At 68.3% G+C, this 26506-nt stretch carries 22 protein-coding genes; 12 read left to right on the forward strand and 10 right to left on the reverse strand.

Annotated elements, in window-relative coordinates; genetic code table 11:
* Positions 1-2: 2 nt before the first annotated feature.
* The 5 genes from BYZ73_RS11920 to BYZ73_RS11940 form a co-directional block, all read right to left on the reverse strand.
* Positions 3-707: an ABC transporter ATP-binding protein gene (locus tag BYZ73_RS11920; RefSeq protein ID WP_108027907.1), complete on the reverse strand. Its 705-nt coding sequence runs from the start codon at positions 705-707 to the stop codon at positions 3-5.
* Entirely contained in the window at positions 694-2523 is a 1830-nt protein-coding gene (locus tag BYZ73_RS11925) for a branched-chain amino acid ABC transporter ATP-binding protein/permease (protein ID WP_112316121.1), read from the reverse strand. The genes BYZ73_RS11920 and BYZ73_RS11925 overlap by 14 nt, the downstream gene beginning before the upstream one ends.
* Positions 2524-2533: 10 nt before the next feature.
* Positions 2534-3418: a branched-chain amino acid ABC transporter permease gene (locus BYZ73_RS11930; RefSeq protein ID WP_112316122.1), complete on the reverse strand. Its 885-nt coding sequence runs from the start codon at positions 3416-3418 to the stop codon at positions 2534-2536.
* Between the two features lie 206 nt (positions 3419-3624).
* Positions 3625-4824 (reverse strand): ABC transporter substrate-binding protein, encoded by a 1200-nt coding sequence (locus BYZ73_RS11935; protein ID WP_108027910.1) that lies wholly within the window; start codon positions 4822-4824, stop codon positions 3625-3627.
* 104 nt (positions 4825-4928) lie between these two features.
* Entirely contained in the window at positions 4929-5924 is a 996-nt protein-coding gene (locus BYZ73_RS11940; RefSeq protein ID WP_112316123.1) for an NAD(P)H-quinone oxidoreductase, read from the reverse strand.
* Between the two features lie 179 nt (positions 5925-6103).
* On the opposite strand from BYZ73_RS11940, the gene BYZ73_RS11945 reads away from it, so the two are divergent.
* Positions 6104-6793, forward strand: a complete 690-nt coding sequence (locus BYZ73_RS11945) for a GntR family transcriptional regulator (protein ID WP_112316124.1) — start codon at positions 6104-6106, stop codon at positions 6791-6793.
* A gap of 16 nt (positions 6794-6809) precedes the next feature.
* Here the strand turns inward: BYZ73_RS11945 and BYZ73_RS11950 are convergent, their stop codons facing one another.
* Positions 6810-9620, reverse strand: a complete 2811-nt coding sequence (locus tag BYZ73_RS11950; protein ID WP_112316125.1) for an FAD-binding and (Fe-S)-binding domain-containing protein — start codon at positions 9618-9620, stop codon at positions 6810-6812.
* A 73-nt stretch (positions 9621-9693) separates the two neighbouring features.
* Here BYZ73_RS11950 and BYZ73_RS11955 point away from each other — a divergent pair, with 73 nt between their 5' ends.
* Positions 9694-10596, forward strand: coding sequence for a LysR family transcriptional regulator (locus tag BYZ73_RS11955; RefSeq protein WP_112316126.1), 903 nt, complete (start codon positions 9694-9696; stop codon positions 10594-10596).
* A gap of 9 nt (positions 10597-10605) precedes the next feature.
* Here BYZ73_RS11955 and BYZ73_RS11960 read toward each other — a convergent pair whose 3' ends face one another.
* Positions 10606-11349, reverse strand: a complete 744-nt coding sequence (locus tag BYZ73_RS11960; RefSeq protein ID WP_245943129.1) for a DeoR/GlpR family DNA-binding transcription regulator — start codon at positions 11347-11349, stop codon at positions 10606-10608.
* A 298-nt stretch (positions 11350-11647) separates the two neighbouring features.
* Between BYZ73_RS11960 and hisN the strand changes: the two genes are divergently transcribed.
* From hisN to eutC, 10 genes are all read left to right on the forward strand, one after another.
* Positions 11648-12442, forward strand: a complete 795-nt coding sequence (gene hisN, locus BYZ73_RS11965) for a histidinol-phosphatase (RefSeq protein ID WP_112316127.1) — start codon at positions 11648-11650, stop codon at positions 12440-12442.
* A 72-nt stretch (positions 12443-12514) separates the two neighbouring features.
* On the forward strand, positions 12515-14089 hold the full coding sequence (locus tag BYZ73_RS11970) for an ABC transporter substrate-binding protein (RefSeq protein ID WP_112316128.1): 1575 nt from the start codon (positions 12515-12517) through the stop codon (positions 14087-14089).
* A 79-nt stretch (positions 14090-14168) separates the two neighbouring features.
* A complete protein-coding gene (locus BYZ73_RS11975) occupies positions 14169-15149 on the forward strand; it encodes an ABC transporter permease (RefSeq protein WP_112316129.1) in 981 nt (326 codons plus the stop codon).
* Positions 15149-16060: an ABC transporter permease gene (locus BYZ73_RS11980; protein WP_112316130.1), complete on the forward strand. Its 912-nt coding sequence runs from the start codon at positions 15149-15151 to the stop codon at positions 16058-16060. Before BYZ73_RS11975 ends, BYZ73_RS11980 begins: the two co-directional genes overlap by 1 nt.
* A gap of 1 nt (position 16061) precedes the next feature.
* Positions 16062-17930 (forward strand): ABC transporter ATP-binding protein, encoded by a 1869-nt coding sequence (locus BYZ73_RS11985; protein WP_112316131.1) that lies wholly within the window; start codon positions 16062-16064, stop codon positions 17928-17930.
* Positions 17923-19197, forward strand: coding sequence for a Zn-dependent hydrolase (locus BYZ73_RS11990; RefSeq protein ID WP_112316132.1), 1275 nt, complete (start codon positions 17923-17925; stop codon positions 19195-19197). The genes BYZ73_RS11985 and BYZ73_RS11990 overlap by 8 nt, the downstream gene beginning before the upstream one ends.
* Positions 19194-20135 (forward strand): phosphotransferase, encoded by a 942-nt coding sequence (locus BYZ73_RS11995; protein WP_112316133.1) that lies wholly within the window; start codon positions 19194-19196, stop codon positions 20133-20135. The genes BYZ73_RS11990 and BYZ73_RS11995 overlap by 4 nt, the downstream gene beginning before the upstream one ends.
* The gene (locus BYZ73_RS12000) at positions 20132-21076 is read left to right on the forward strand and encodes a phosphotransferase (protein ID WP_112316134.1); all 945 of its coding nucleotides are present in this window, start codon (positions 20132-20134) and stop codon (positions 21074-21076) included. The genes BYZ73_RS11995 and BYZ73_RS12000 overlap by 4 nt, the downstream gene beginning before the upstream one ends.
* 18 nt (positions 21077-21094) lie before the next feature.
* Positions 21095-22474, forward strand: a complete 1380-nt coding sequence (locus BYZ73_RS12005) for an ethanolamine ammonia-lyase subunit EutB (RefSeq protein ID WP_112316135.1) — start codon at positions 21095-21097, stop codon at positions 22472-22474.
* A complete protein-coding gene (gene eutC / locus BYZ73_RS12010) occupies positions 22471-23205 on the forward strand; it encodes an ethanolamine ammonia-lyase subunit EutC (protein WP_112316136.1) in 735 nt (244 codons plus the stop codon). Before BYZ73_RS12005 ends, eutC begins: the two co-directional genes overlap by 4 nt.
* A gap of 329 nt (positions 23206-23534) precedes the next feature.
* On the opposite strand, the gene BYZ73_RS12015 is transcribed toward eutC, so the two are convergent.
* The 3 genes from BYZ73_RS12015 to BYZ73_RS12025 are packed head-to-tail and all read right to left on the reverse strand — an operon-like array spanning position 23535 to position 26460.
* The gene (locus BYZ73_RS12015; RefSeq protein WP_215731159.1) at positions 23535-25040 is read right to left on the reverse strand and encodes a tripartite tricarboxylate transporter permease; all 1506 of its coding nucleotides are present in this window, start codon (positions 25038-25040) and stop codon (positions 23535-23537) included.
* 1 nt (position 25041) lies between these two features.
* Positions 25042-25494, reverse strand: a complete 453-nt coding sequence (locus BYZ73_RS12020; RefSeq protein ID WP_112316137.1) for a tripartite tricarboxylate transporter TctB family protein — start codon at positions 25492-25494, stop codon at positions 25042-25044.
* 18 nt (positions 25495-25512) lie between these two features.
* On the reverse strand, positions 25513-26460 hold the full coding sequence (locus BYZ73_RS12025) for a Bug family tripartite tricarboxylate transporter substrate binding protein (protein WP_112316138.1): 948 nt from the start codon (positions 26458-26460) through the stop codon (positions 25513-25515).
* Between the last annotated feature and the right edge of the window lie 46 nt (positions 26461-26506).

Below are 26506 nucleotides of genomic sequence, written 5' to 3' on the forward strand. Positions count from 1 at the left end.
GCTCATATCCCCAGATAGGCCTGCCGGACATAGTCGTCCTGCAGCAGGTCTTCGGCGCTTTCGGAAATGACGACGCGCCCGTTTTCAAGAACATAGCCCCGCTGCGCGACCTTGAGCGTCGAATAGACGTTCTGTTCTACGATCAGCACGGTGGTGCCCTTGGCGGCGATCTGCTGCACCACCTCGAAGACCTGCGAGACGATGATCGGCGCAAGCCCCAGCGAGGGTTCGTCGAACATCAGAAGCCGCGGATTGGCCATCATGCCCCGGGCGATGGCGACCATCTGCTGTTCGCCCCCCGACAGCGAGGAGGCGGTCTGGTGCAGCCGCTCGCGGACGCGGGGGAAGATGTCCAGCACCTCCTCCAGACGTTCGTCCTGAAAATCGCGCGCGGCGCGGCGATAGGCGCCCATCAGAAGGTTCTCGCGCACGGTCATGTCGGGGAAAAGCTGGCGCCCCTCGGGGATCAGGGTGATGCCCCGGTCGACGACCTGATCGCCCCTGAGGCGGGTGATGTCCTCGCCGCAGAAGGTGATCCTGCCCGAGGTCGGCGTGATCAGCCCGGCGATGGTGCGAAGCGTCGTCGTCTTGCCGGCGCCATTGGCGCCGACAATGGTGACGATCTCGCCTTCCTTCACGTCGAGGCTGACATCCTGCAGGATCGAGGTCGGGCCGTAGCCGGCATGGATGTTTTCAACGGTGAGCATTGGCGAACTCCTTGCCCAGATAGGCCTCGATCACATGCGGGTCGCGGACCACCTCATGGGGGTCGCCCTCGGCAATGACCTCGCCCGCGGCCAGGACCAGCACGCGGTCGGACAGCGACATCACCGCCTGCATCACATGCTCGATGGCGATGATCGACACGCCGCTGTCGCGGATCGACAGCATCAGGTCGATGGCGCGGCGCACATCGGTCTGGTTGATGCCCGCCATCACCTCGTCGAGCAGCAGGATGCGCGGCTCCATCGCCATGACCCGGGCAACTTCCAGCCGCTTGAGCCCGCCGATGGTCAGCCCGCGCGCCTCGTCCTGCAGAAGCGGGCCGAGCCCCATCCGCCAGGCGGTCTGGCGCGCGGCCTCGCGGGCGTCGTGTTCATCGTGGTGGCGGTAGAAGGCGCCGACCATGATGTTCTCCTCGACCGTCATCGCCGCGAAGGGCTGGACGATCTGGAAGGTCCGGCCGACGCCGAGGGCCGCGAAATCTGCCGGGTTGACCGGGGTGTGATAGCCGCCATCGGGGCCACGCACGGTGACCGAGCCCTCATTCGGGGTCAGGAAACCCGAGAGCATGTTGAACAGCGTGGTCTTGCCCGCGCCATTCGGCCCGATCAGCCCCAGCACCTCGCCCTCGCGCAGGGTGAAGTTGACGTTCTTGGTGACATGCAGCCCGCCGAAGCGCTTGTTGAGGTTCTGAACCCGCATCACGTCGCGGCCGATGCCCTCACGGTCGGGCGAGGGGGGCGTCGTGGCCTGTGCGGGGGCCTTGATGCTGTCGGTCTGGGTGGTGGGCTCGTCCTCGTCCAGCTCGTGATGCGGCGCGCGGCGGAACTTCTGCAACAGGCCGATGATGCCGTTCGGCATGAACAGCACCGCCAGCAGCAGCACGACGCCATAGACGAAGCCATGCAGCCCCAGCGCCGAGGCGCCGAACGAGGCCCGCGCCCATTCGGTCAGCGGCACCAGCAGGACGGCGCCCAGAAGCGGACCCGAGACGGTGCCGAGCCCGCCGATCAGCGCGAACATCGCGATCTGGATCGAGAAGGTCAGCGAGAACATCGCCGAGGGCTCGATGAAGGTCAGGTAGATCGCGTGGAAGGTGCCCAGCATCGCGCAGAGCGCCGAAGAGATGGCGACCGCAACCAGCCGCACCTGCACGGTCTTTACGCCCGCGGCCTTGGCGGCGGATTCGCGTTCGCGGGTGGCGATCAGGTAGAAGCCGAGCCGCGAGCGGCGCACCGCCCAGACCACGACCAGCACCGCGCAGAGCATGCCGAAGATGATCAGCAGGGACGGCCAGCGTTCGCGGAAGACCATCCAGGTCCAGCCCAGCTTCAGCGGGATCATCTTGCCGGTGGCGCCGCCGGTGAAGTCCGAGAAATGCAGCGTCAGGACCCGGAACACCTCGAGAAAGGCGATCGAGGCCAGCGAGAAGAAGGGCCCCTTGAGACGGAAGCAGGGATAGGAGATCGCCATGCCGACAAGGGCCGCGATGCCCGCGCCCGCGAACATGCCGATCCAGGGGGTGATGCCGAGATTGACGAGGATCACCGCGGTATAGGCCCCGATGCCGTAGAAGGTGGCGTGCCCCAGCGAGAGCTGCCCGGCAAAGCCGCCGACCAGGTTCCAGGCCGAGGACAGCGCCGCCATCAGGCAGATGGTGACGAAGATATGGGTGACGAAGGCGTTGCCGATCCCCAGCGGGATCAGCAGCAGCGAGGCCAGCACCAGGACCACGCCGATGGCGGGCCAGGGCAGCGACGGGGCGGGCACGGAGGGACCGGAGGTCGTTTCGTTGCTCATGGGACAGGCCTCAGGACAGGTGCGACAGGTTTTGCCGGGCGCCGAACAGGCCCGAGGGCCTCAGGATCAGGATCAGCAGGAACAGGCCGAAGACGACGGCCTCGCGCAGGTCCGAGCCGATGTAATAGCCCGACAGCGCATCGACCTCGCCGATGATCAGCGCGCCGAGGAAGGCGCCGGGGATCGAGCCGAGCCCGCCCAGCACCACCACCACGAAGGCGGTCAGCACGAAATAGGTGCCGATATTGGACGAGGTCGGGTAAAGCGGCGCGATCAGCACGGCGGCAAGGCCCACGCAGGCGGCGCCGAGCCCGAAGGTCAGCACGTAGATGTGGTTGACATTGATGCCCATCAGCTCGGCCGCGCCGCGGTTCTGGGCGACGGCGCGGATGGCGCGTCCGGTCTGGGTGTATTTCAGGAACAGCTCTAGCCCGATCACCAGCAGGATGGCGGCACCGAAGATCATCAGCTGTCCGCTCAGCAGCCGCAGCTCGCCGAATTCGAGCGGCGCGCGCAGGCCATGCGGCGGGGTGTTGGCGATGTCGGCGCCGAAGATCAGGAGCGCGAGGTTGATCAGCGCGGTCGACAGGCCGACGGTGGCGAAGATCTGGATATGGTCGTCGCGGGCCGACATCAGCGGCTGGATCAGCAGTCTTTGCGTCAGCGCGCCCATCACGAACAGCACCGGCACGACGACGATCACCGCCGCATAGGGGTGCAGCCCCATCTGGGTGGTGATCAGCCAGGTGATGAACATGCCGCCCATCAGGAATTCGCCATGGGCGAAGTTGACCACCTTGATGATGCCGAAGATCAGCGTCAGCCCGATGCTGACGATGGCGAAGAGGCCGCCCAGCATCAGGCCGTTCAGAAGGATTTGCAGGAATGTCGTCATGTCGGCTCCGCCACGTTCGGAGGGCGGGCGGCACCCGCCCCCGCCGGTTTCGGGGGGTGTTCGCTGCCAGCGCGGCCAGCGGGGCCGGGGCAGATCCTGGAAGACGTCCGGCGACAGGGCCGGAGCCGGGGGCCGGACCGGTCCGCCGGTCGGCCCCCGATGCGGTCAGCCGAACCCGTCCGCCGGGCCGGCCAACCGCGACACGGTCACTCGGACTGGCGGATCTCGGCGACGGCGGCATCCGGCGGATAGACCGTCAGGAGCTTGCCATCCTGCCATTGCATGCCCATCATCCGCGCGCGCTCGTTCTGGTTGGTGTCGTCGAACTTGACGCCATAGCCCGCCGCAGTGGAGCCATCGGGAATGTCCATCGCCTTGACCGAGGCGACGATCTGGTCGGGCTCGAAGCCTTCGCCCTCGCCGATGGCCTGAAGCACCGCGAGCGCGCCGACATAGTTGGTCAGCGAATGGCCCGAGCGCGGCTCTTCGCCATATTTGGCGCGATAGGCGTCGAGGAAGGTCTCGATGCCGGGGGTGAAGTCGGGGTTGATGGCGTATTGGGTGAAATCGACGTCATAGACGCCGTCGATCACATCGGTGCCGACCGCGTCGGCCGTGGGCTGCATCGAATAGCCGCCGCCGCCGCCGATGATCGCCATCGGCTTGTAACCCGCCTCGTTGGCCTGCTGGAGGAACAGCACCGTGTCGTTCTGATACGAGGTCTGCAGGACAACGTCGACGCCCTTGCCCTTGAGGTCGAGCACCAGCGAGGACATGTCGACGATATTGGCCGGGTAGCCCGATTTCAGCACCACGTTCAGCCCGCGCTCCTTGGCATGGGCGACCTCGTGACCGGCGACCGAGGTGCCGTAGGAGCTGTCTTCGTAGATGATGCCGATCTTGAGATCCTCGGGCGCCTTGCCGGCGGCGGGGGCGATCTGGTCGGCCAGCATGTCGATGACGGCGATACCCATGTTCTCGGCCGTGGGGTTGGTGCGGAACAGATAGGTCATGCCGCGCCCGGTGACCTCGTCGGCGACGGCGCCGAGCTCGAAATAGGGGATGCCGGCCAGTTCCGTCACCTGCGAGGCCGCGATCACCCGCGACGAGGAATAGGTGCCGAAGACCGCCTTGACGCCTTCCAGCGAGATCAGCCGGCGGGCCTCGCCGATGGCCTGGTTGTTGTCGACGGCATCGCCGCGCTCGAGCACGATCCGGTCGCCGTGAAGGCCGCCCGCGGCGTTGATCTGGTCGACCGCAAGGTCGAGCCCGCGCGCGCTTTCCTCGCCCAGCAGCGCCAGCGGGCCGCTGAAGGGGTAAAGCGAGCCGATCTTGACATCGGCGAATGCGCCGCTGGCAAGGCTCAGGCCGAGCGCTGTGCCCAGCAGGATGGATCTGGTGGTCATGGTGGTTCCTCCCGTTTCGATTGACGTCATGTGGGGGCCGGTGGCGCGCCCGGGCATGTCGGATCGCGCGGCCGGTCGGCCCGGGTTTCGGGGGCGTCCCCGGCTCAGGCGGCCGGGGTCAGCAGGACGATCTTGCCGGTATGGGCCGAGGCTTCGAGCCGGGCATGGGCGTCCTGCACCCGGTCCAGCGCAAAGGTTGAATCGATCACCGGCCGCGCGCCCTGCTCGAGGATCAGGGGCAGCACCTTCGCCTCGACCTCGCGGGCCAGTTCGGCCTTCATCGCCAGCGGCCGCGCCCGAAGCGTCGAGCCGCAGAGCGTCAGCCGCTTGAACAGCACCGGGCCCATGTCCAGATCGGCGCGCGAGCCCTGCTGGAAGGCGATCTGGGCGATCCGCCCGTCTTCGGCCACCAGGTCGAGATTGCGCTGCATGTAGGGGCCGCCGACCATGTCGAGGATCACCTCGGGGCCCTTGCCGCCGGTCAGATCGCGCACCGCGGCGACGAAATCGGTGTCGCGGTAATTGACCGAGGCCCTGGCGCCCAGCTGCGCCGAGGCGCGGCATTTCTCGTCGCTGCCGCAGGTGGTGATCACCTCGGCGCCGATCGCCCGGGCCAGCAGCGTCGCGGTGACGCCGATGCCCGAGGTCCCGCCATGGATCAGCGCGGTTTCCCCGGGCCTCAGCCCGGCGCGGATGAAGAGGTTCGACCAGACCGTGAAATAGGTCTCGGGGATGCCCGCGGCCTCGGTCATCGACAGGCCCTCGGGCACCGGCAGCGCGACATCGGCCTGGACGATGGCCTCTTCGGCATAGGCGCCGCCCGCAACCAGCGCCATCACCCGGTCGCCGGGGGCATAGCGGGTTACGCCGGGGCCGGTCTCGATCACCTCGCCGGACAGCTCCAGCCCCAGCACGTCGGAGGCGCCGGGCGGCGGCGGGTAATTGCCCTCGCGCTGCATCGCATCGGGGCGGTTCACGCCCGCGCCATGGACACGGACCCGCATCTCGCCCGGCCCGGGGGCAGGCAGGGTCCGGGTTTCAAGGGTCAGCGCCTCGGGGCCCCCCGGAACGGGGGCGGTCACGGACAGGACGCCGGTCATCGGGCGGGTCCGTCAGGGGCGTGGCGCTTTGCCTTCCCGGTTTCCAGCGACTGTGACAGTTTGAACATGCAACCTCCCGTTTGCCGTCGGCGGCTCCCCTTCCGCCCTGCGACGTTATGTGTAATTTGTTATAACAACATGTCAACACAGTTTCGGGGAGGAGCGGAGGTGAGGACGCGATGAGCGAGGCCGATACAGGGGCCTGGATCAGGCCGGTCGAGAAACAAAGCCTGAGCGAACAGGCCTATAGGGGATTGCGTCAGGCGCTGATGCGGGGCGAGTTGCAGCCCGGCACGGTGCTGACGCTGCGCCCGCTGTCCCAGCGATTCGGGATCAGCGCGACACCGATGCGCGAGGCGCTGATGCGGCTGGTGGCCGAGAATGCGCTGCGGCTCGATGCGCGGGGGCGGACCTGCGTGCCGCATCTGACCCGCGGCATCCTGATGGAGATCCGCAGCATCCGCGAGCATCTGGAGGGCAATGCCGCGGCCGAGGCGGCGCGGGTGGCCGCGCCCAAGGATATCGATGCGCTGGAGGACATGCACCGCCGGATGATCGCGGCGCAGGATGCGGGCGATTTCGCCGAGGCGATCGGCGAGAATACCCGCTTTCATTTGATGCTGTGCGAGATGGCCGGACAGCCGGTGGCGCTCGATCTGGTGTCCAATCTCTGGATGCGCTGCGGGCCGATCCTGTCGCACCTCTACGATGGCGGCATCCCGCCCAACTGGGAGCCGCATCCCCATCGCCGGATCGTCGCCGCGATCCGCGCGGGCGATGCCGCGGCCGCCCGCGACGCCCTGATCTACGACATTCGCGGCAATGGCGAGGGGCTTCTGGCCCATGTCGCCGACAGCCTGCCCGATTAGGGCAGGCTGCGGGGTCTCAGGCGGCCAGATCGGCGATCAGCCCCAGCGGGTGACGCGCCGGGACCCCGGCCAGCCGCTCGGTCTGGCAGCGGCAGGAAAAGCCGGTGGCAAGGACCGGCGCCTCGTCCCCGATCTTCGGCGCCCAGGATATGTCGAACAGGCGTTTCGACACGGTCTGGTGGCGGGTCTTGTGCCCGAAGAGCCCCGCCATGCCGCAACAGCCGGTGGCGGGGGTGTCGATTTCCACGCCCAGGGCCGCAAAGACCCGGCGCCAGTCGGCGGCGGCCTGCGCCGCGCCGGTCGCCTCGGTGCAATGCGTGAAAAGCCTCGGTGCCGGGCCTGTCGCGGCGAGATCGGGAAAGCGGCGGCCCTCGGCGATCTCGCGCGCGAGGAACTCCTGCGGCAGCAGCACGGGCGGCAGCGCGATGCCCGCCTGCGGATAGTCCTGCCGCAGCTGCATCACCAGCGCCGGGTCGAGCCCGATCAGCGGCGCGCCGGTCGCGGCGGCGGCCTCCAGATGCCGCTTGAGGCGGTCGGCCATCGCCGTGAAGCGCGGATCGCCCAGGCTTTGCGCGGTCTTGCCCGCGGGCCGCATCGCAATCAGGCGCGGCCGGTAGCCAAGCGCCTTCAGCCCGGCCAGCGCATCGGTGCGGGCCGCACCGTCGAACAGCGCCGAGAACCAGTCCTCGATGACGATCACCGTGCCCTCGGGCAGCGGCCGGGCCAGATCGGCGGCGCCGATCCGGTCGGCGCGGGGCAGGGCGGGGGCCAGTGCCTTGGGCAGATCGACCGTGCCGGTCAGCGCCCCCCCGATCCGGGCCAGCAGTGGCCAGACCGGGCGCAACATCGGCGCAAGGACCTGAAGCGTCATGCTTTCCCGCTCGGCCAGCAGCATCAGCCGGTCGGCCAGCGGGCGCCGCGTCCGGGCATAGAGATCGGCATAGAAGGCCGCACGCATGGCGGGGATGTCGACCTGCACCGGGCAGCTCGACGCGCAGGCCTTGCAGCCGAGGCAGGCGTCGAGCGTCGCCGTCAGATCGGCCTCGAGCGCGGCATCCACGCGGCCCTTCAGCCGCGCCTGCCGCCAAGCGCGCAGCGCATCGGCCCGGCCCTTGGGGCTTTGGCGTAGATCGGCGGTGGCCTTGAAGGAGGGGCACATCGGCGTCGCCGCGGCATAGGACAGGCATTGCGCATTGCCGTTGCAGCGGAAGGCGCGGGTCAGCGCATCGCCCTCGGGCGCGTTGAAGGGGCGGAACGGGATTTCGTCGATGGCGGGCACGGGGGCGTCAAGGCCCACCAGCTTGCCCGGATTGCAGCGCCCGGCCGGGTCGAAGGCGGCCTTGACGCCCTGCAGGCCCGCATAGGCCTCGGGTCCGATCCAGTCGCGCAGATAGGCACCGCGCACGCCCTTGCCATGTTCGCCCCAGAAGATGCCGCCATGTTTGCGGGTCAGTTCGAAGACCGCATCCGAGACGGCGACGAGGCGGTCGCGGTCGGTGTCGATGTTCAGCGCGGGCCGCACATGCAGACAGCCGACATCGACATGGCCGTAGATCCCGAACTCGAGCCCCTGGGCGTCCAGCACCGCCAGGAAATCGTCGAGGAAGGCGGGCAGGTTTTCGGGCGGCACCACGCAATCCTCGACAAAGGCCACGGGGCGCGCGCGCCCGTCGACCTTGCCCAGAAGCCCGACACCGGCCGAGCGCACCGCCCAAAGCTCGCGGATCTCGGCGGCATCGCGCGCCATGTGGATCGCGCGGGCGCCGGGCAGGGCATGGATCGCGGCCTCGCAGGCGGTCAGGCGGGATTGCAGATCGTCCGGGTCGTCGCCGTTGACCTCGATGAAGACATAGGCCAGCGGCTGGCCCCGGCTGGCGCGCAGCGCGGGCGGCAGCCGGGTCAGGATGCCCGCCCCATCGGCCAGCTTCTGCACGCGCTCGTCCATCACCTCGATGGCGGTGGGCTCGAACTCGGCCAGCGGCAGGGCCGAGGCCAGCGCGTCGCGGAAGCTGCCGAAGCCCGCGACCAGCAGGCGCTTTTCGCGCGCGAGCGGGCGCAGGGCCACGCGGATTTTCGTGACAAGCCCCAGCGTGCCCTCGGCGCCGAGGAAGAGGCGCCACCATTCGAACCTGCCCGGCTCGGGGCAGGCGCGGTCCAGATCGTAGCCGGTGAAGCGGCGGTTCAGCCGGGGCGTCGCCGCGATGAAGGCCGCGCGGCCCCCCCGGGCGGCGGCCTCGGCCGCGTCCAGCATCGGCGCGGCCCAGTCGGGGGCGGGGGCGAGGCTGGACAGCAGGCCCTCGGGCCGGGCGATCTCGAGCCCGAGGATATTGTCCGAGGTCTTGCCATAGACCCGGCTGCCCTTGCCCGAGGCATCGGTCGAGACCATGCCGCCGATGGTGCAGCGGGTCGAGGTCGAGGTCTCGGGCGCGAAGAACACCCCATGCGGGCGCAGCCGCTCGTTCAGATCGTCCAGCACCATGCCCGGTTCGACATCGGCCCAGCCTGCGGCGGCGTCGAAATCCAGCAGCCGGTGCATGTGGCGGCGGGTGTCGACGATGACCCCGCGGCTGAGGCTTTGCCCGTTGGTGCCGGTGCCGCCGCCCCGCGCGGTGACGGGCATGGCGGCAAAGCGCGGCGCGGCCATGACCCGTTCCAGCGTGACCATGTCGGCGGCATCGATCGGCGCCACGACCAGATCGGGCATCACCTGATAGACAGAATTGTCGGTCGACATCGCCGTGCGCAGCGCCCGGTCGGTCTCGATCTCGCCCCGGAACCCGGCGGCGCGCAGCGCGGTCGTGAGGGCGGGCGGGCTTTGATCGGTCATGGCGGCCTTTCGCGGTGTCTTCGGGTCGGGGGATCTTGAACCACAGATCCGGGCTTCGTAGAAATGGAAAGACATGAAGCTAGGTTCGGAAAATCTGAATATCACGCTCCGCCACCTGCGGGCGCTGCATGCGATCCGGGCGCAGGGCAGTTTCGCGCGGGCGGCAGAGGCGCTGGGGGTGGTGCCCTCGGCCCTGACCGAGACCGTGCGGCAGGCCGAAGAGGAGGTCGGGGCCCCGCTTTTCGACCGCCGGATGCGGCCGCCGCAGCCGACGCCGCTGGGGCTGGCCTTCCTTGAGGAAACCGCGCCGGTGCTGGCCGATCTCGACCGGGCGCTGGGGCGGATGCGGGCGCAGGCTGGGCTGAGCGAGGGGCGGCTGGCGGTCGGTGCCGCGCCCTCGGCCATCGGCGATCTGGTGGGGCCCGCGTTGGCGCGGTTCCGCGCGGCGCATCCGGGGATTTCCTGCCTCTTGCATGACGATGTGGCCGAGCGGCTGGCGGGGCTTGTTTCGGACGGGACGCTGGATTTGGCGGTGGCCGGGCGGGCGCGGCAAAGCCCCGACCTGACCCAGACCGAGCTGCGGCGCGATCCGTTCGGGCTGGCCTGCGGGGCGGCGCACCGGCTGGCCGGGCGCGATACGGTGGCCCTGTCCGAGATCGATCCGGCCGAGGTCATCACGCTGTCGGCCGAGACCGGCACGCGGCAATTGCTGGCGGGCGCCGCGGCCCTGCCCGAGGCGCTGAAAGAGACCCGCCTGCAGGCGCATTCGACCATCGCGCAGCTCTGCATGATCCGGGCCGGGCTGGGGGTCGCGTTGCTGCCGAAAGCGGCGGTGGGGCTGTTCGGCGATCCGGCGATCCGGTTCGTTCCGGTGACGGATCTGGGGCTTTGGCGGGCGCTTTACCTGCTGGAACCGGCGCGGCGGGCGCGGTCGCATGTGGCGGCGGCGTTTCTGGAAGACCTGGGGGCGGGCTAGGGCGAGGGGTCAGGCGCCGGGGCGGAGCGGGGCGTAATGGACCTCGCCGCGGGGCAGGCGCAGGCTTCGGTCGGCGGCCTCGTCGGTGACCAGATGCCCGATCTCGTCCAGACGGCAGATCGAGACCCGGCTTTCGGTGCCGATCTTTTCCGAATGGCACAGCATGATGCAGTCGCGCGAGCGGCGCATCATGGCGCGGGCGACCTCGGCCTCGTGCAGGGCGTAATCGGTGGCGCCCCGGTCGGCATGCAGCCCGACCGGCGAGATCACTGCGTAATCGGCGAGGAAGCGGTCGATTTCCGACAGGGTCATCTCGCCATAGGTGGCGGGCACATCGGCATGGGGCCGCCCGCCCAACAGAAGCGTGTCGCAGGTCTGGGCGGGACCGGCGAGCCGGGCGATGTCGAGCGAATTGGTGATGATCCGCATGTCGCCCACCCGCGCCAGCGCCCGGGCAAAGGCGCAGGTGGTGGTGCCCGCATCCACGAAGACGGTCGAGCCGGGCGGGATCAGCGTCGCGGCAAGCGCGCCGATGGCAGCCTTCTTGCCGGCATGGGCGACCAGACGTTCGGAAAAGGCGGGCTCGGGGGCGATGTCGCGCTCGACCGGGGTGGCGCCGCCATGGACCCGGACCAGAACGCCCTCCTGCTCCATCTCCATCAGGTCGCGGCGCACGGTCTCGCGCGAGACATCGAACATCCGCGCCAGCTGGTTGGTGAAAACCCGGCGCTCGACGGCCAGAAGCTCCAGCACCCTGGATTGTCTTTCATAGGACTGCATCTTTGGCGGCCTCTTGTTACCTGCGGATACCCTAACAGGTTGCAGAGGATTCGCCACATCGATGTGGAAGTTTTGTGGATTTATGGGCAAAATACCGCAGTAATTGGCAAGGCGCCTGCATATCATCTGCACTTTTGCCACGCAAACCCGCGCAATCCTCGGGCGTTTTGCGAAATGTGAGGCATTTTGTGCGTTTTGCTTGACTTGAGGGCACGCCTTTGTGGAGGCTGGCGGCGGAACACATCGAAATGCAAGACCGGGGTTGGCACTTATGAGCGAGTTGGGCGATGCGCTGCGTTTCGCGAACGACACGGCGGACGAGGCGGGGCGCATCGCGCTGCAGCATTTCCGCCAGCCGCTGGATGTCGAGAACAAGGCCGATGACAGCCCCGTCACCCTGGCCGACCGCGCGGTCGAGGCGCTGATGCGCGACCGGATCATGGCGCGTTTCCCCGCCCATGGCATCTTCGGCGAGGAAGAGGCGCCGCTGCGCCCCGACAGCGATCACCTGTGGGTGGTCGATCCGATCGACGGCACCAAGAGCTATGTCACCGGCAATCCGCTGTTCGGCGGGCTGATGGCGCTTTTGAAGGACGGCGCGCCCTGTCTGGGCCAGATCGACATGCCCGCGCTTGGCGAACGCTGGTGCGGGGTCGCGGGCCAGGCCACCACCCTGAACGGCCGACCCTGCCGCACCAGCGGCTGCACCGATCCGGCCGGGGCCTTCGCCTATACGACCGATCCCATGCTGTTTTCGGGCGCCGATGGCGAGGTGCTGGAGATGCTGCGCCGGTCGGTCCGGATGCTGCGGTTCGGCGGCGATTGCTATGCCTATGCGCTGCTGGCCTCGGGGCATTGCGACCTGGTGCTGGAAACCGGGTTGCAGCCCTACGACTACCTGCCGCTGGTGCAGGTCATCCGCGGCGCGGGCGGGGTCATCACCGACTGGCAGGGCCAGCCGCTTGGCGTCGGATCGAGCGGCGAGGTGCTGGCTGCGGCCACGCCCGAACTGCATGCCGCGATGCTGGACCGGATTGCACGCCTGCGGGCAGGGCAGGCGGCCTGAGGCAGCGATCCCGGATCAACCGGGGCCTGCCGTCATGACGACAACAGACAGACCAACAAGGAGTGGACGACCATGGATAGGCGGAATTTTCTCCGATACGGCGCGATGGCGGGGGCGGCGCTGGGGGCGGCGCGGATCAACCCCGATTTCTTCTTCAGCTCGGCCTTTGCGCAGGAGGCCCGCCCGCTGGTCTTCCTGTCGGCCGAGAACATCACCGGCAACTGGGACCCGACCGCGCACACGACGCTGTCGCAGACCAATATCGAGGGCTTCGTCATGGGGTACCTGACCCGGGCCCCGATGCGCCCCGACGATCCCGAAAAGGTGGTCTATGAACTCGCGACCGAGATCGCGGAACTGGATGCCCACCGGTTGCAGATCAGGCTGCGCGAGGGTGTCACCTTCCATGACGGCAAGCCCTTCACCGCCGAGGATGTGAAAGCGACCTTCGAATACGGCGCCCAGCTCGACCGGCCCAAGCAGGTCTATCCGGGCGGCCCCGACACCTTCGCGGTCGAGACCCCCGACGATCATACGGTGATCGTCGATACCTCGAAGGGCGGCTATGGCGCCTCGCTGTTCATCTTCCTCGCCTCCTATCTGCCGATCCTGTCCGCGAAGGACGTGGCCGAGGGCCCCAAGGGGGTGCTGTCGCAGCGGCTGAACGGCACCGGCCCGTTCCGCTTTGTCGAACAGCGCGGCAACGACACGGTGATGGAGGCCTATGAGGGCTATTTCCGCGGCGCCCCCAAGGTCACGGGCGTCACCTTCTCGTTCGTGGGCGATGCGACGACGCGGATGCTGTCGCTGATGAACGGGCAGGCCGATGTCATCGAGCGGCTGGAACCCGAACAGGTCGAGACGCTGGAGAAACGCGACGACATCAAGATCTCGCGGCTGGTCTCGGTCGAGAACAAGTACCTGTGGTTCCGCTGTTCCAAGCCGCCCTTCGACGACTGGCGCGTCCGCAAGGCCGCCTGCCATGCCATCGACCGCAGCATGATCATGGAGATCATGGGCTCGGCCGGCGAGACCTCGTCGAATTTCGTCTCGCCGATCAAGTTCGGCTATACCGAGCTGGAGAATTACCCCGAATACGATCCCGAGGAATGCCAGCGCCTGCTGGCCGAGGCGGGCTATCCGGGCGGCGAGGGCCTGCCCGAGCTGGAATACATCACCTCGACCGGCTTCTATCCCAAGACCAAGGAATATGGCGAGCTGATCGCGGCGCTGCTGCAGGAACAGGGCTTCCCGGTCACGCTGAACGTGATGGAGGTCGCGGCCTGGAACGAGCGGCTTTACGACCGCCCCGGCGGTGGCCCGGGCCATATGGTCGATTGCGGCTGGTCGACCGGCTCGCCGGAACCCGATCTGGTCCTGCGCACGCATTTCCATTCCAGCTCCAAGCGGATCTGCGGCATTGTCGATCCCGAGATCGACGCGGCGCTGGATGCCGAACGCGATGCGCCCTCGCTGGAGGCGCGCAAGGAAAGCCTGCAGACGAACCTGATGCCGATGCTGGCCGAGAAGGTTCCGGCGCTGAGCCTGTTCACCTCGGTGCTGATCCACGGGATGCGGGCCAATGTGGACGGGCTCTTCATCTATCCCGATGGCCAGTCCGATGCGTCCGTGACGACCCTCGGCTGACCGGCCGGCCGGAGCCCCGCCACTCCTCCTTGGGGGCTCCGGCCATTGACGGGACTGCCACGCATTCGGGAGCTTGCCGATGTTCATCCTACGATTCCTCGCGCGGCGGCTGGGGCAGGGCGCGATCATCATCTTTCTGGTCTCGGCCCTGATCTTCACGCTGTTGCGCGTCGTGCCGGGCGATCCGGTGCGGCTGATGGTGGGGGGCATGGCCCCCGACACCCTGGTCGAGGAAATCGCCGCCGAAATGGGGCTGCGCGATCCGATCTATGTCCAGTTCGGCCGCTACATGGGCAAGGTGCTGCAGGGCGATCTGGGCGAGTCCTTCGTGCGCCCCGCCAGCGGCGCGGCCGTGGGCGGAGCGAGCTTCGACGATTCCACCCGGGGCGAGCGCGCCAAGGTGCTGGACCTGATCGCCGAGACCGCGCCGATGACGTTGCAACTGGCGGTGCTGGCCATGGTCTTTGCGCTGATGATCGGGGTGCCGATCGGCGTCTGGGGCGGGCTTTATCCGGGACGGCTGCCCGACCGGCTGGCGCTTTATACCTCGTCGCTCTTCGTGAGCCTGCCGAATTTCTGGCTGGGGATCGTTCTGGCGCTGTTGTTGTCGGTCAAGCTGAACCTTCTGCCCGCCATCGGTTATCGGGGCTTCTCCTACACCATCCTGCCCGCGCTGGTGCTGGCGGTCGAGATCGCGCCTTTCATCATCCGCACCCTGACCGTGTCGGTCGCGGGCGTGATGGGGCAAAGCTTCATCGACATCGCCCGCGTGCGCGGCCTCTCGCGCAACCAGATCGTCTTTCGCCATGCGCTGAAGAATTCGGCAGTGCCGCTTCTAAACCTCTTGGGCGTGCAATTCTCGATGCTTCTGGGCGGGGTTCTCGTGATCGAGTTCATCTTCGACTACCCTGGGCTCGGCCTTCTGACCATCAACGCGGTGATGCAGCGCGATTTCCCGCTGATCCAGGGCATCGCCATCGTCACCGCCGCCGTCTTCGTCCTGATCAACATCGCCGTGGACCTTCTGGCCACCGCCATCGATCCGAGGCTCGACTACTGATGACCAGCACCGACATGCCCCTTGCCATGGCCGGCCCCGAGGCCGGGCGCCGGATCTCGACCCGGATCTGGCAGACCGCCTTCGCCTCGGTCGAGTTCCGGATCGGGCTGGCCGTCTTCGTTCTGCTGCTGCTGGCGGCGCTGCTGTATCCCGAGCTCAGCGGTATCGACCCGACCAAGATGAACATCCGCGCCAAGCTGACCCCGCCCTTGTTCATGGGCGAGGGCTGGAACTGGGCGCATCCGCTGGGCACCGATCAGCTGGGCCGCGACATGCTTTCGCGGGCTCTGGTGGGGCTGCGCTATTCGCTTCTGATCGGGGTCTCGACCACGGTCCTGATGCTGCTGGCGGGCGCGATGATCGGGCTTTTCGCGGGCTATTTCGGCGGGCGCACCGATACGGTGCTGATGCGGCTGACCGATGCCCAGCTGTCGATCCCGATGATCATCCTCGCGATCACCATCCTCGGCGTCTCGCGGCCCACCATCCCCTCGATCATTCTGGTTCTGGGGCTGGCGGGCTGGCCGGTCTATGCGCGGGTGATGCGATCGACCGTGATGGCCGAGCGCAAGAAGGAATATGTGCGCGGCGCGCTGGTGCTGGGGGCGACCGATCTGCGGATCATGTTCACCCTGCTGCTGCCGCTGGTGCTGCCGCCGATGGCCTTCGTCGCGGTCTTGGATATCGCGCGGATGATGATCTTTGAAAGCGTGCTGGGGTTCCTGGGTCTGGGCGTGCAGCCGCCCACGCCGACCTTCGGCAATGTCATCGCCGACGGGCGCAAGTACCTGATGAACGCCTGGTGGATCGCCACCATGCCCGGCGTCTTTCTGGTGCTGACCCTGACCAGCATCAACCTGATGGGCGCCGCGCTCGAACGCGCCCGGAACGCGATCTACGGAGGGGCGTGAGATGGCCTTGGACACGACCGGAGCCTCTGAAACCCTTCTCAGCGTGCGCGGCCTCGGCGTCGCGGCGGGCGAGAAACCCATCCTGACCGACATTTCCTTCGATCTGGCGCCGCGCTCGATCCTGTCGGTGATCGGGGAAAGCGGCTCGGGCAAGACCGTGCTGGCCCGTGCGCTGGCCAGCTGGCTGTCGGCGCCGCTGCGGGTGACAGGCGGCGAGATCCGGTTTCGTGGCCGCGATCTGGTGGCCGATCCGGCCCATGCCCGCAATCTTGCCGGGCGCGAGATCGCCTATGTCGGCGGCAACCCGGCGGGCGCGCTCGACCCGACCATGACCGTTGGCGCGCAGCTGGTGGAAAAGCTGCGCGCGGTGCGGCCCGACATCCCGGCGGCCGAGGCGCGGGCCAAGGCGATCCGGCTGCTGGAGGCCGTGCATATCCCTTCGGCCGCGCGGCGGTTTCACGAATACCCGTTCCAGTATTCGGGCGGAATGATGCAGCGGGCGATGATCGTCGATGCGCTGATCTCGGACCCCGCGCTGCTGATCGCCGACAACATCACCCAGCCGCTGGACGTGACCGTGGCCGCCCAGATCCTCAAGCTGATGCGCGAGCTGAATTCCGAATTCTCGACCGCGATCCTGTTCATCTGTTCCTCGCTGCCGGTGGCCTGCGATGCCTCGGACGAGGTGATGGTGCTGCATGAGGGCCGGGTGGTCGAGCGCCAGACCCCGGCGGCGCTGGTGGCCCGCCCCGGGCACAGCTACACGCGCGCGCTGATCGCCGAGCTGCCGACGTTGTGGCAGGACGGGCAGAGCGGCGGGGGCCGCGATACCGACCGGAACCGCCGCGCGATCATGTCGGTCCGGGGGCTGGCCAAGGCCTATGAGGTGCGCGCGCGCGGCCAGGCGGGCGTGTCGCGGGTGCAGGCCGTGCGCAATGTCGAATTCGACGTCTTCCCGGGCGACAATTTCGGCGTCGTGGGCGAATCCGGCTGCGGGAAATCCTCGCTGATGCGGCTTCTGACCGGGCTGGAACGGCCCGATGCGGGGTCGGTCTTCTTCGAGGGCGAGAATGTCGCCGCCGCCAGCCCGAAACGCCTGCGCGCGCTGCGCCGCAAGTTCCAGCTGGTGTTGCAGGACCCTTACGGCTGCCTGCCGCCGCAATCGCCGATCGGCGCGATCCTCGAGGAGCCCTTGAAGATCCACCGGATCGGAAGCGCCGCCGAGCGGCGCGACCGGGCGCGCGCGGTGATGGCCGAGGTCGGGCTTTCGGACAGTCTGTACCGGGCGCTGCCGACCGGGCTGTCGGCGGGTCAGCGCCAGCGGCTGAACGTCGCCCGCGCGATGATCCTGGAACCCCGGCTGCTGATCATGGACGAGACGCTGTCGGCGCTCGACCAGACCGAACAGGGCAAGCTGCTGGATCTGTTCGACAAGCTGCAGGCCCAGCACGGCTTTACCTACATCTTCATCTCGCATGACCTGACCATGGTGCGGCAGGTCTGTTCGCGGATCGCGGTGATGTATCTGGGCGAAACCGTCGAGGTCGCGCCGAACGAGCGGCTCTTCTTCGACCCGGGCCATCCCTACAGCCGCGCGTTGCTGTCGGCCGCGCCGACGCTGGAGCATCGCCGCTACCGCCCCGAGGATTGCCTGCTGGAGGGCGAACCGCCAAGCCCCATCGACCTGCCGGTCGGCTGCGCCTTCGCCAGCCGCTGCCCGCAGGCCTTCGACCGCTGCCGGGCCGAGAACCCGGCGCTCCGCGCCCGCGGCGATCACGCGCTGGCCGCCTGTTTCCTCAACCCCGACCCCGACATCGCGCGGCACGAAGACGCCTTGCACGAAACCGCCACGGAGACGACCCATGCCTGAGACCCCGAGCCTTGCCCGCATCGACGCGGATCTTCTGAACCAGCTGATGGAAAAGGTGTCGGAATTCGGCTCGACCGGCGATGGCGGGGTCGACCGCCCGGTGCTGACCGATGCCCACAAGGCCGCCCGCGACTGGTTCCGGGCCGAGCTGACCGCGCGCGGCTATACGGTGCTGGTCGATGCCATCGGCAACCTGTTCGGGCGGATCGACCTTGCGGGGCCGGACGCGCCGCTGGTGATGATCGGATCGCATCTCGACAGCCAGCCCAAGGGCGGGCGCTTCGACGGGGCCTATGGGGTGATGGCGGCGCTGGCCGCGGTCGAGAGCTTTCGCAAGGGAACCGAGGCGCCGCGCTGCAACTACGTCATCGCCGACTGGATGAACGAGGAGGGCGCGCGGTTCCAGCCGAGCCTTCTGGGCTCGTCGGTCTTCGCGGGGCTTTTAGATCTCGACTGGGCGCTGGCGCGGCGCGACCGCGACGGGAAAAGCGTGGGCGAAGAGCTGGTTCGCACCGGCTACAAGGGCACCGACGCGGCGCCGCGCCCCGATCTCTATCTCGAGATCCATATCGAGGGGGATTCCAAGATGGAAACGGCGGGCGCGCGCATCGCCCCCTTCCTGCGCCACTGGGGCGCGCTGAAGGTGCGGATAGAGGTCACGGGCGAGCAGAACCATACCGGCCCGACGCCGATGGAGGACCGCAAGGATGCGGTTCTGGGCGCGGCCCATATCATCGCCGAGTTGCGGCGGCTGGCGGATGTGGCCGAGGACACGCTGTTCACCTCGGTCGCGCGGGTCGATATCTCGCCCAATTCGCCCAATATCGTGCCCGGCAAGGCCATCCTGTTCTGCGAGCTGCGCGCGCCCGAACAGGCGATGCTGGACTGGTCCGAGGCCAGCCTGCGCGCGGCCCTGCCGGAACTGGCGGCACGGGCGCGGACCACGGCCGAGATCGTGTCCGTCGACCGCCGCCCGGCCGGAAAGTTCGACCCGCGGCTGGCGATGCTGACCGAGCGGGCGGCAGACGATTTCGGGCTGCCGAAGATGCAGCTCGACACCATCGGCGGGCATGACGCGGTGGCGGTGAACGCGATCCTGCCGGCGCTGGTGATCGCGGTGCCCTCGGTCGGGGGCGTGATCCACCGCAACGACGAATATACCAGCCCCGAGGATTTGGCGGCGGGTGGCGACGTGCTGACCGACATGGTCCGCCGGATCGACCGCGCGGGTGGCGATCTGGATCTTGCCCTCGGGGCGAATGCATGAGCGGGGCGCTTGTTACAAACGAGATGATGGCCGCCGCCTGTGCCGCGGCCGGGCTGGCCCGCGACGGGGGCCGTCCCGGGCCCGCACCGCTGGCCTCGCCCAGCTATCTGGCGCTGGAAAGCGCCTCGGTCCTGACCGGCGGGGTCTTCCTCAAGGTCATGCATCCCGAGATGCGGGAGGGGTTCGACCTCGACGCCGCCATGACGCTGGCGCGTCAGGCGGGCGCGGCCGGGGTCGGGCCGCAGGTGCTGTGGTCGGACGCCGCGCAGGGCGCCATCGCCATGGAGGCCCTGACCGAGGCCGATGGCTGGCGGCGCGCGATGCAGAAGGACTTGCAGGAGCCGCCGGTTCTGGCCGGGGCGATGGCCGCGCTGAAGGCCTTGCACGCGACGCCCGCGCTTGCCACCCGCTTCGATCCCTTCGTGCAGATCGACGCGCAGATCGCCGAATTCGGCCGGATCGGCGCGCCGCTGCCCGACGATATCGGCTGGCTGCGCCGGGTGATCGGGGCGGCCGAGCCGGTGCTGCGGACGGGCGCGACCCTTGCCCCCTGCCGCAATGACGGGTCCGCCTCGAACCTGATGCTGGGGCCCGGGGGGGCCGTGCGGCTGGTCGATTACGACCGCGCGGGGATGAACGACCCGCTTTACGATCTGGGGGTCCTGCTGGCCGAGGCCACCGATTTCGAGCGCGACATGCAGGCGGGCTTTGCCGCCTATGCGGGGGGCTTCGACGACGCGGGCTTTGCCCGCGCCCGGCTCTGGTCCTTCGTCGACGACATGCTGCATGCGCTCTGGTCGCGGCTGAAGGCGCGGACCTCGGTCCGGGGCGGCGTCGAATGGCTGAAATACGGCGAATGGCGGCTGATGCGGCTGCGGATGGCGCTGAACCATCCGCAATTCGAGCAGAAGATCCGGCTGGCAGGAGGGGCGGCATGAACATGAAGACGCTGGGGCAGGCCGCGCATCCGATGGAAGAGGCGATCGAGGCGGTGATCGCCAAGGCGCCGCTGTTCCGGGGCGGGGCGGGCATGGTCTATGGCCCGGTCTCGGGCGGGATCAGCAACGAGAACTGGCGAGTCACCGCGACCGATGGCAGCGGCGACTGGTTCGTCAAGATCCCCGGCAACGGCACCGAGATGTTCATCGACCGCGCGGCCGCCTTCGAGGCCTCGCAGAAGGCGGCGGCGGCGGGGCTCGGCCCCCGGGTCTATGACGATCTGGCCGCCGAGGGCGTCGAGATCAACGATTTCATGGCCGACCGCCGCCCCTCGACCCACAGCGATTTCGCGGTTCCCGAAAACCGCCGCGCGGCCATTGCTGCCTATCGCCGGATGCATGCGCTGCCGCCCTTGGCCGCGACCAAGACCGTCTTCGACATGATCGACGAACACGCCGCCCAGGCCGCCGATCTGGGCGCGCCGCGGTTTCGCGACCATGACTGGATCATGCTGAACGAGGCCATGGCGCGCGAGGCGCTGACGGCCTCGGGGTTGGATCTGGTGCCCTGTTTCAACGACCCGATGCCGGGGAATTTCATGATGGGCGAGGACGGCTCGATCCTGCTGATCGACTACGAATATGCCTCGATGAACGACCGCTGCTACGATCTGGGGATCTGGTTCGGCGAGATGTTCTTTACCCCCGCGCAGGAACTTGAGCTGATCGAGGCCTATTTCGGCGCGGTCCGTCCCGAGATCGTGTCGCGGGTCATCGTCCACAAGGCGCTGGCCGACGTGAAATGGGCGTTGTGGTCGATGGTGCAGCTGAAGGTGTCGCGGCTGGCCTTCGATTTTCACAAATACGGAATGTGGAAGCTGATGCGGTTTCGCCAGATCACCGGCCATGCCGACTGGCCCGGGCATCTGCGGACGGTCTGAGCGGGAAAGGCGGGAAACATGCCCCGATACTGTGCCATCGCCGGGGGCGAGCGGTTCGCCTTCGACAGTCTGGCCCGGCTCCTGGCCGCAGCGACGCCGGAACGCTCGGGCGACCAGCTTGCGGGCATCGCGGCCCAAAGCGCGACCGAACGGGTCGCGGCGCGGCGGGCGCTGGCCGATCTGCCGCTGGCCGAGTTCCTCACCGAGGCGGTCGTGCCCTATGAGGCCGACGAGGTCACGCGGCTGATCCTCGACAGCCATGACCGCGCGGCCTTCGCCCCCTTCGCGGCGATGACGGTGGGCGATTTCCGCGACTGGCTGCTGTCGCCCGCGGCCCATGCGAAAAGCCTTGCCGCCGCCGCAGCGGGGCTGACGCCCGAGATGGTCGCGGCGGTGTCGAAGATCATGCGCAATCAGGACCTGATCCGGGTGGCGCGCAAGGTCGAGGTGGTGACCGCCTTTCGCAATACCATCGGCAGGACCGGGACGCTGTCGACCCGGTTGCAGCCCAACCACCCGGCCGACGACGCGCGCGGCATCGCGGTCTCGACGCTGGACGGGCTGCTGTTCGGGGCAGGGGACGCGGTGATCGGCATCAACCCGGCCTCGGACAACCTGGGCAATTGCGCGGGCCTTCTGGCGGCGCTGGACGAGATGGTGACGGCTCTGGCCATCCCGACCCAGACCTGCGTGCTGACCCATGTGACCAACGCGCTCCGCCTGATCGAGGGCGGCGCGCCGGTCGATCTGATCTTCCAGTCGGTGGCCGGGACCGAGGCCGCGAACGAGGGGTTCGGCGTCAGCCTGTCGATCCTCGCCGAGGCGCATGCGGCCGGGCGCAGCCTCGGCCGGGGCACGGTCGGCGACAACCTGATGTATTTCGAGACCGGGCAGGGGGCCGCGCTGTCGGCCGAGGCCCATCACGGCGTCGATCAGCAGACGCTGGAGGCCCGGGCCTATGGCGTCGCCCGCGCCTTCCGGCCGCTTCTGGTCAACACCGTCGTGGGCTTCATCGGGCCGGAATACCTGTTCGACGGCAAGCAGATCATCCGCGCCGGGCTCGAGGATCATTTCTGCGGCAAGCTGCTGGGCCTGCCGATGGGGGTTGATGTCTGCTATACGAACCATGTCGAGGCCGATCAGGACGACATGGACGTGCTGATGACGCTGTTGACCCGGGCGGGGGTGACCTTCCTGATCACCGTGCCGGGGGCGGATGACGTCATGCTGGGCTATCAGAGCCTCGCCTTCGAGGATATCGGCTATCTGCGCGAGGTGACCGGGCTGCGGCCCTCGCCGGAATTCGAGATGTGGCTGGCGCGCACGGGGCTGGCACAGGGGGCGGCCGCGCTGCCCGATCCCGAGGCGCTTGGCCGCCGCATGGGGATCGTGGCATGAGCGGCGCCGTCAGCGCGGGGTTCGACCGGCTGCGGACGATGACGCCCGCCCGGGTGCGGCTGGATGCGGGCGCGGGGCCCGCGCCGCTGGGCGCGCTTCTCGACTTTCACGAGGCCCATGCGGCGGCGCGCGACGCGATCCGCGCCCGGCCCGACTGGGACGCTCTGGCCGCCGCGCTGGCGCCGCTGGCCACGATCCGGGTGCAAAGCCGCGCGGTCGAGCGCAGCGTCTATCTGCGCCGCCCCGATCTCGGCCGCCGCCTGGCCGAGCCGGTGGACCTGCCGCACACGGGCTGTCCGCTGGTGGTGGTGGTGGGCGACGGGCTGTCGGCCCCGGCGCTGGCCCATGCCGCACCGGTGATCGCGGCGCTGCGCGCGGCGTTGCCCGAGCTGGACGCCACGCCCGTCATCCTGGCCGAGGGCGCGCGGGTGGCGCTTGGCGACGACATCGCCGAACGGATGGGGGCCGCCATGTGCCTGATGCTGATCGGTGAGCGGCCGGGGCTGAGCGTCTCGGACAGTCTGGGGGCCTATCTGACCGCCGACCCGGTGCCCGGCACGCGGGACAGCGCGCGCAACTGCGTGTCGAACATCCACCGGACCGGCGGGCTGGCGCCCGAGGCGGCGGCCGCGCGCATCGCCTGGCTGATCGCCGCGGCGCGCCGGCTGGGCCGGACCGGGGTCGCGCTGAAGGATGAAAGCGGGACCGCGCCGGCTCTGGGACAGGCCTGATCCGGTCGCCCCGGTGCCTCCGCAGATCTGCCCAAAAATTAATCATCCCATTAAGGATTGGGTAAGTTGGGGTTTGCAGCGGGTTACCCACAGGTTCCTCCCCAGATTCTGGGGATAGGATCGAAACCTCGGGTCGCCCGGTCCCATGGCCCTTGGGCGAACCCGGACAACTGAGATCTGGAACAGGAAAGGGGGCGGCGCGCTGGTCGCCGCCAGCGCGGCGGAAGATCCGGGCCTGCGACGGGGGGCTCAGGGCCCGGGCGCCGCCTGGGATGGCAGCGCCCGGGGGAGCGGCCCCGGGAACAGGGGGGAGCCCGGGGCCTGTCTGGTCAGGCCGCGCGCGCGCGCCGGGCCCGAATGTGTTTCCAGACCGGCGGCAGCACCGTGGTCAGGACCAGAAGCGCGATCAGCACCATGCAGATCGGTCTGGTGAACAGGATATGTTCGTTGCGTACGTCCAGCAGCAGCGACAGGCGCAAGTTGCTTTCGATCAGCGGCCCGAGGATCACCCCCAGCGCCACCGGCGCCAGCGGCAGGCCGGTCTTGCTCATGACATAGCCCAGCAGGCCGAAGCCGAACATCAGCCAGACATCGAACAGCGAATTCTGCACGCAATAGGCGCCGACGATGCTGAGGCAGATGATCAGCGGGATCAGCAGCGGGCGCGGGATCCGCAGCACCTGGGCGAAGAGATTGGTCGCGAAGGACCCGCCCAGCGGGATCAGGATCAGCGATGTCAGGAACATCTGGATCATGAAGCCATAGATGATGTCGGCGCTGTTGCGGAACAGGTCGGGGCCGGGTTGCAGACCGTGCACAAGCAGCCCGCCCATGATCACCGCCGCGACCGAGCTGCCGGGAATGCCCAGCGTCACGGTCGGGATCAGGGCCGCCGCATTGTCGGCATTGTTGCCGAATTCCGAGGCGGCGATGCCTTCGGGATTGCCCTTGCCGAAGCTCTCGGGGTCCTTCGACATCCGCTTGGCGCGCTCATAGGCCAGGAAGGACACGAAGCTGCCGCTGGCGCCGGGCAGAAGCCCGACGAAGATGCCGTAGAAATAGGCCCAGCTCCAGATCCTGAAGTAGCGCGGGATCTCGCGGATGGTCTTCAGGAAGGGCTGGAAGTCCAGCCTGATCCGGGCGCCCACGGCCCTGGCGGTGTCCTCGGCCATCTCGAGACAGGGCGGGATGGCGTAAAGCCCGACCATCAGCACGACGATGTCGATGCCCGATTCCAGCTCGAGCTGGCCGAAGGTGAAGCGGTCGGTCGACATCACCGGGTCGAGCCCGATCATGCCGATGAAAAGCCCGATCAGCGCCGAGAGCAGGCCCTTGGGCAGATCCTCGCCCAGAAAGACCGCGACCGCGGCCATGCCGAAGATGCCGACCCAGAACACCTCGGGCGGGCCGAAGGCCAGGGTCACCAGCGACAGGGGCGGCGCCAGCACCATCATCGCGATGGCGCTCATCATGCCGCCGAAGGCCGAGGACAGGAGCGCGATCTGCAGCGCATATCCGGCGCGGCCCTGCTGGGCCAGCGGGTAGCCGTCGAAGGTGGTCACGATGGCCGCGGGGGTGCCGGGGATGCGCAACAGGATCGCCGGGATCGCCCCGCCATACATCGCGCCGTTATAGATGCCCGCCATCATGCCGAGCGCGACCAGCGGGTCCATGGTGAAGGTCAGGGGCAGCAGGACCGCGATGCTCATGGTCGCGGTCAGCCCGGGCAGCGAGCCGACGACGATCCCGACCAGCACGCCGCCGACCATGGCCAGCAGGTTGGGGAAGGTCAGAACCGCGGGCAGCGCGTCGAGAAGCGGGGAAAACAGGTCCATCTCAGCTGCCTCCGAGCCGGGTCCAGATCTCGGCCGGCAGCGGGCGCGAGAGGATCTGGATGAAGACGATATAGACCATCGCGATAAAGCCTGCGGTGGTGGCCAGAATCGGCAGCGGCCGCCGATAGCCAAGCGCGACCGCCAGAACCGGGATCGTCACCGCGGATGTGGTGAGAAAGCCCAGGTATCTCAGCCCGATCAGGGCCAGGGCCGTGCCTCCCGCGACCAGCGCGAAGCGGCCGGGGCTGGCGAAGAAATCCGGAGTTTCGCCGGTCCGGCGCTGTTTCAGATGGCCGCGGACGGCGATGACGAGGCCCAGCAGCACGGCGGGGACCAGCACCAGAAGGGGAAAGACGCGGGCATCGGCCCCGAACCCCAGCGCCCTGTGAATACCGAGCGCGGCGAGAACCGCCACGCTCGTTCCCAGAACGACATCATTATGGATGGATTTCATGATGTCCTTTCGACGGGGTTACTCGAGCCAGGGGCTTTCGGCCCAGATCTTGCGCATGGCCTTGTCGAAGGCGTCGAGCTGGGCCGTGAAATCGGCGCTGTCGGCGAAATCGAGCACCACGCCCTGGTTCTGGGCGTCCTTGCGGAAATCGGGGTCGTTGACCGCCTGGGCGATGGCCGCGGAGAGTTTCTCGACCGCCTCGTCGGGCATGCCCTTCGGCCCGGCGAAACCGCGCTGCGACGAGGCGACGACGTCGAAGCCCTGTTCCTTGAGGGTCGGCACATCGGGTGCGAGGTCCGAGCGCTTGTCGGCCATGATGCCGAGAATGTCGATCGAGTCCTGATAGTTGACCGCTTCGCCCAGATTGAAGCTGCCGACCGCGACATGGCCGCCCATGGTGGCGTTGCGCGCGGCGACGCCGGGGAAGGGCACGAAGGTGAACTCGGCCCCGGTCAGCTTTTCAAGCTGCAGCCCGGCCAGATGGTCGTCGCCGCCGAAATTGCCGGTGGCCATGGTCACGACCTTGGGATTTTCCTTCGCATAGTCGACCAGACCGGCGATGTCCTTGAACTGGCTGCCCTTCCGGACGTTCAGCGCCGCCGGGTCGGTGACCATGTTGGCGATGATGGTGAAGTCCTGCCAGGTGAACTCGGCCTTGCCCTCGATCGGCTTGGTCACGATCGACGGTGTGGTGATGACGCCGATGGTATAGCCGTCGGGCTTGGCGTCATGCACCGCCTGCCAGCCGATGATGCCCGAGGCGCCGGTGCGGTTCTCGACCACGATGCTGGCGCCGTCGCCCAGGTATTTCTCGATATAGGGCGCAACCGTGCGCACCATGATGTCGCTGCCGCCGCCCGCGCCATAGGGCACGACGATGGTGATGGGCTTTTCGGGATAGTCGGCCAGCGCGGCGGTTCCGGCCAGAAGCCCGATCGCGGCCAAAGAGGCGGTGATGCGTTTCATGGGTCTCTCCTTGTTGCGTCTTGTCGGACGGGACGGTTAAGGCGCC

The sequence above is a fragment of the Rhodovulum viride genome (assembly GCF_003265965.1).
GTDB classification, from domain to species: Bacteria; Pseudomonadota; Alphaproteobacteria; order Rhodobacterales; family Rhodobacteraceae; genus Rhodovulum; species Rhodovulum kholense.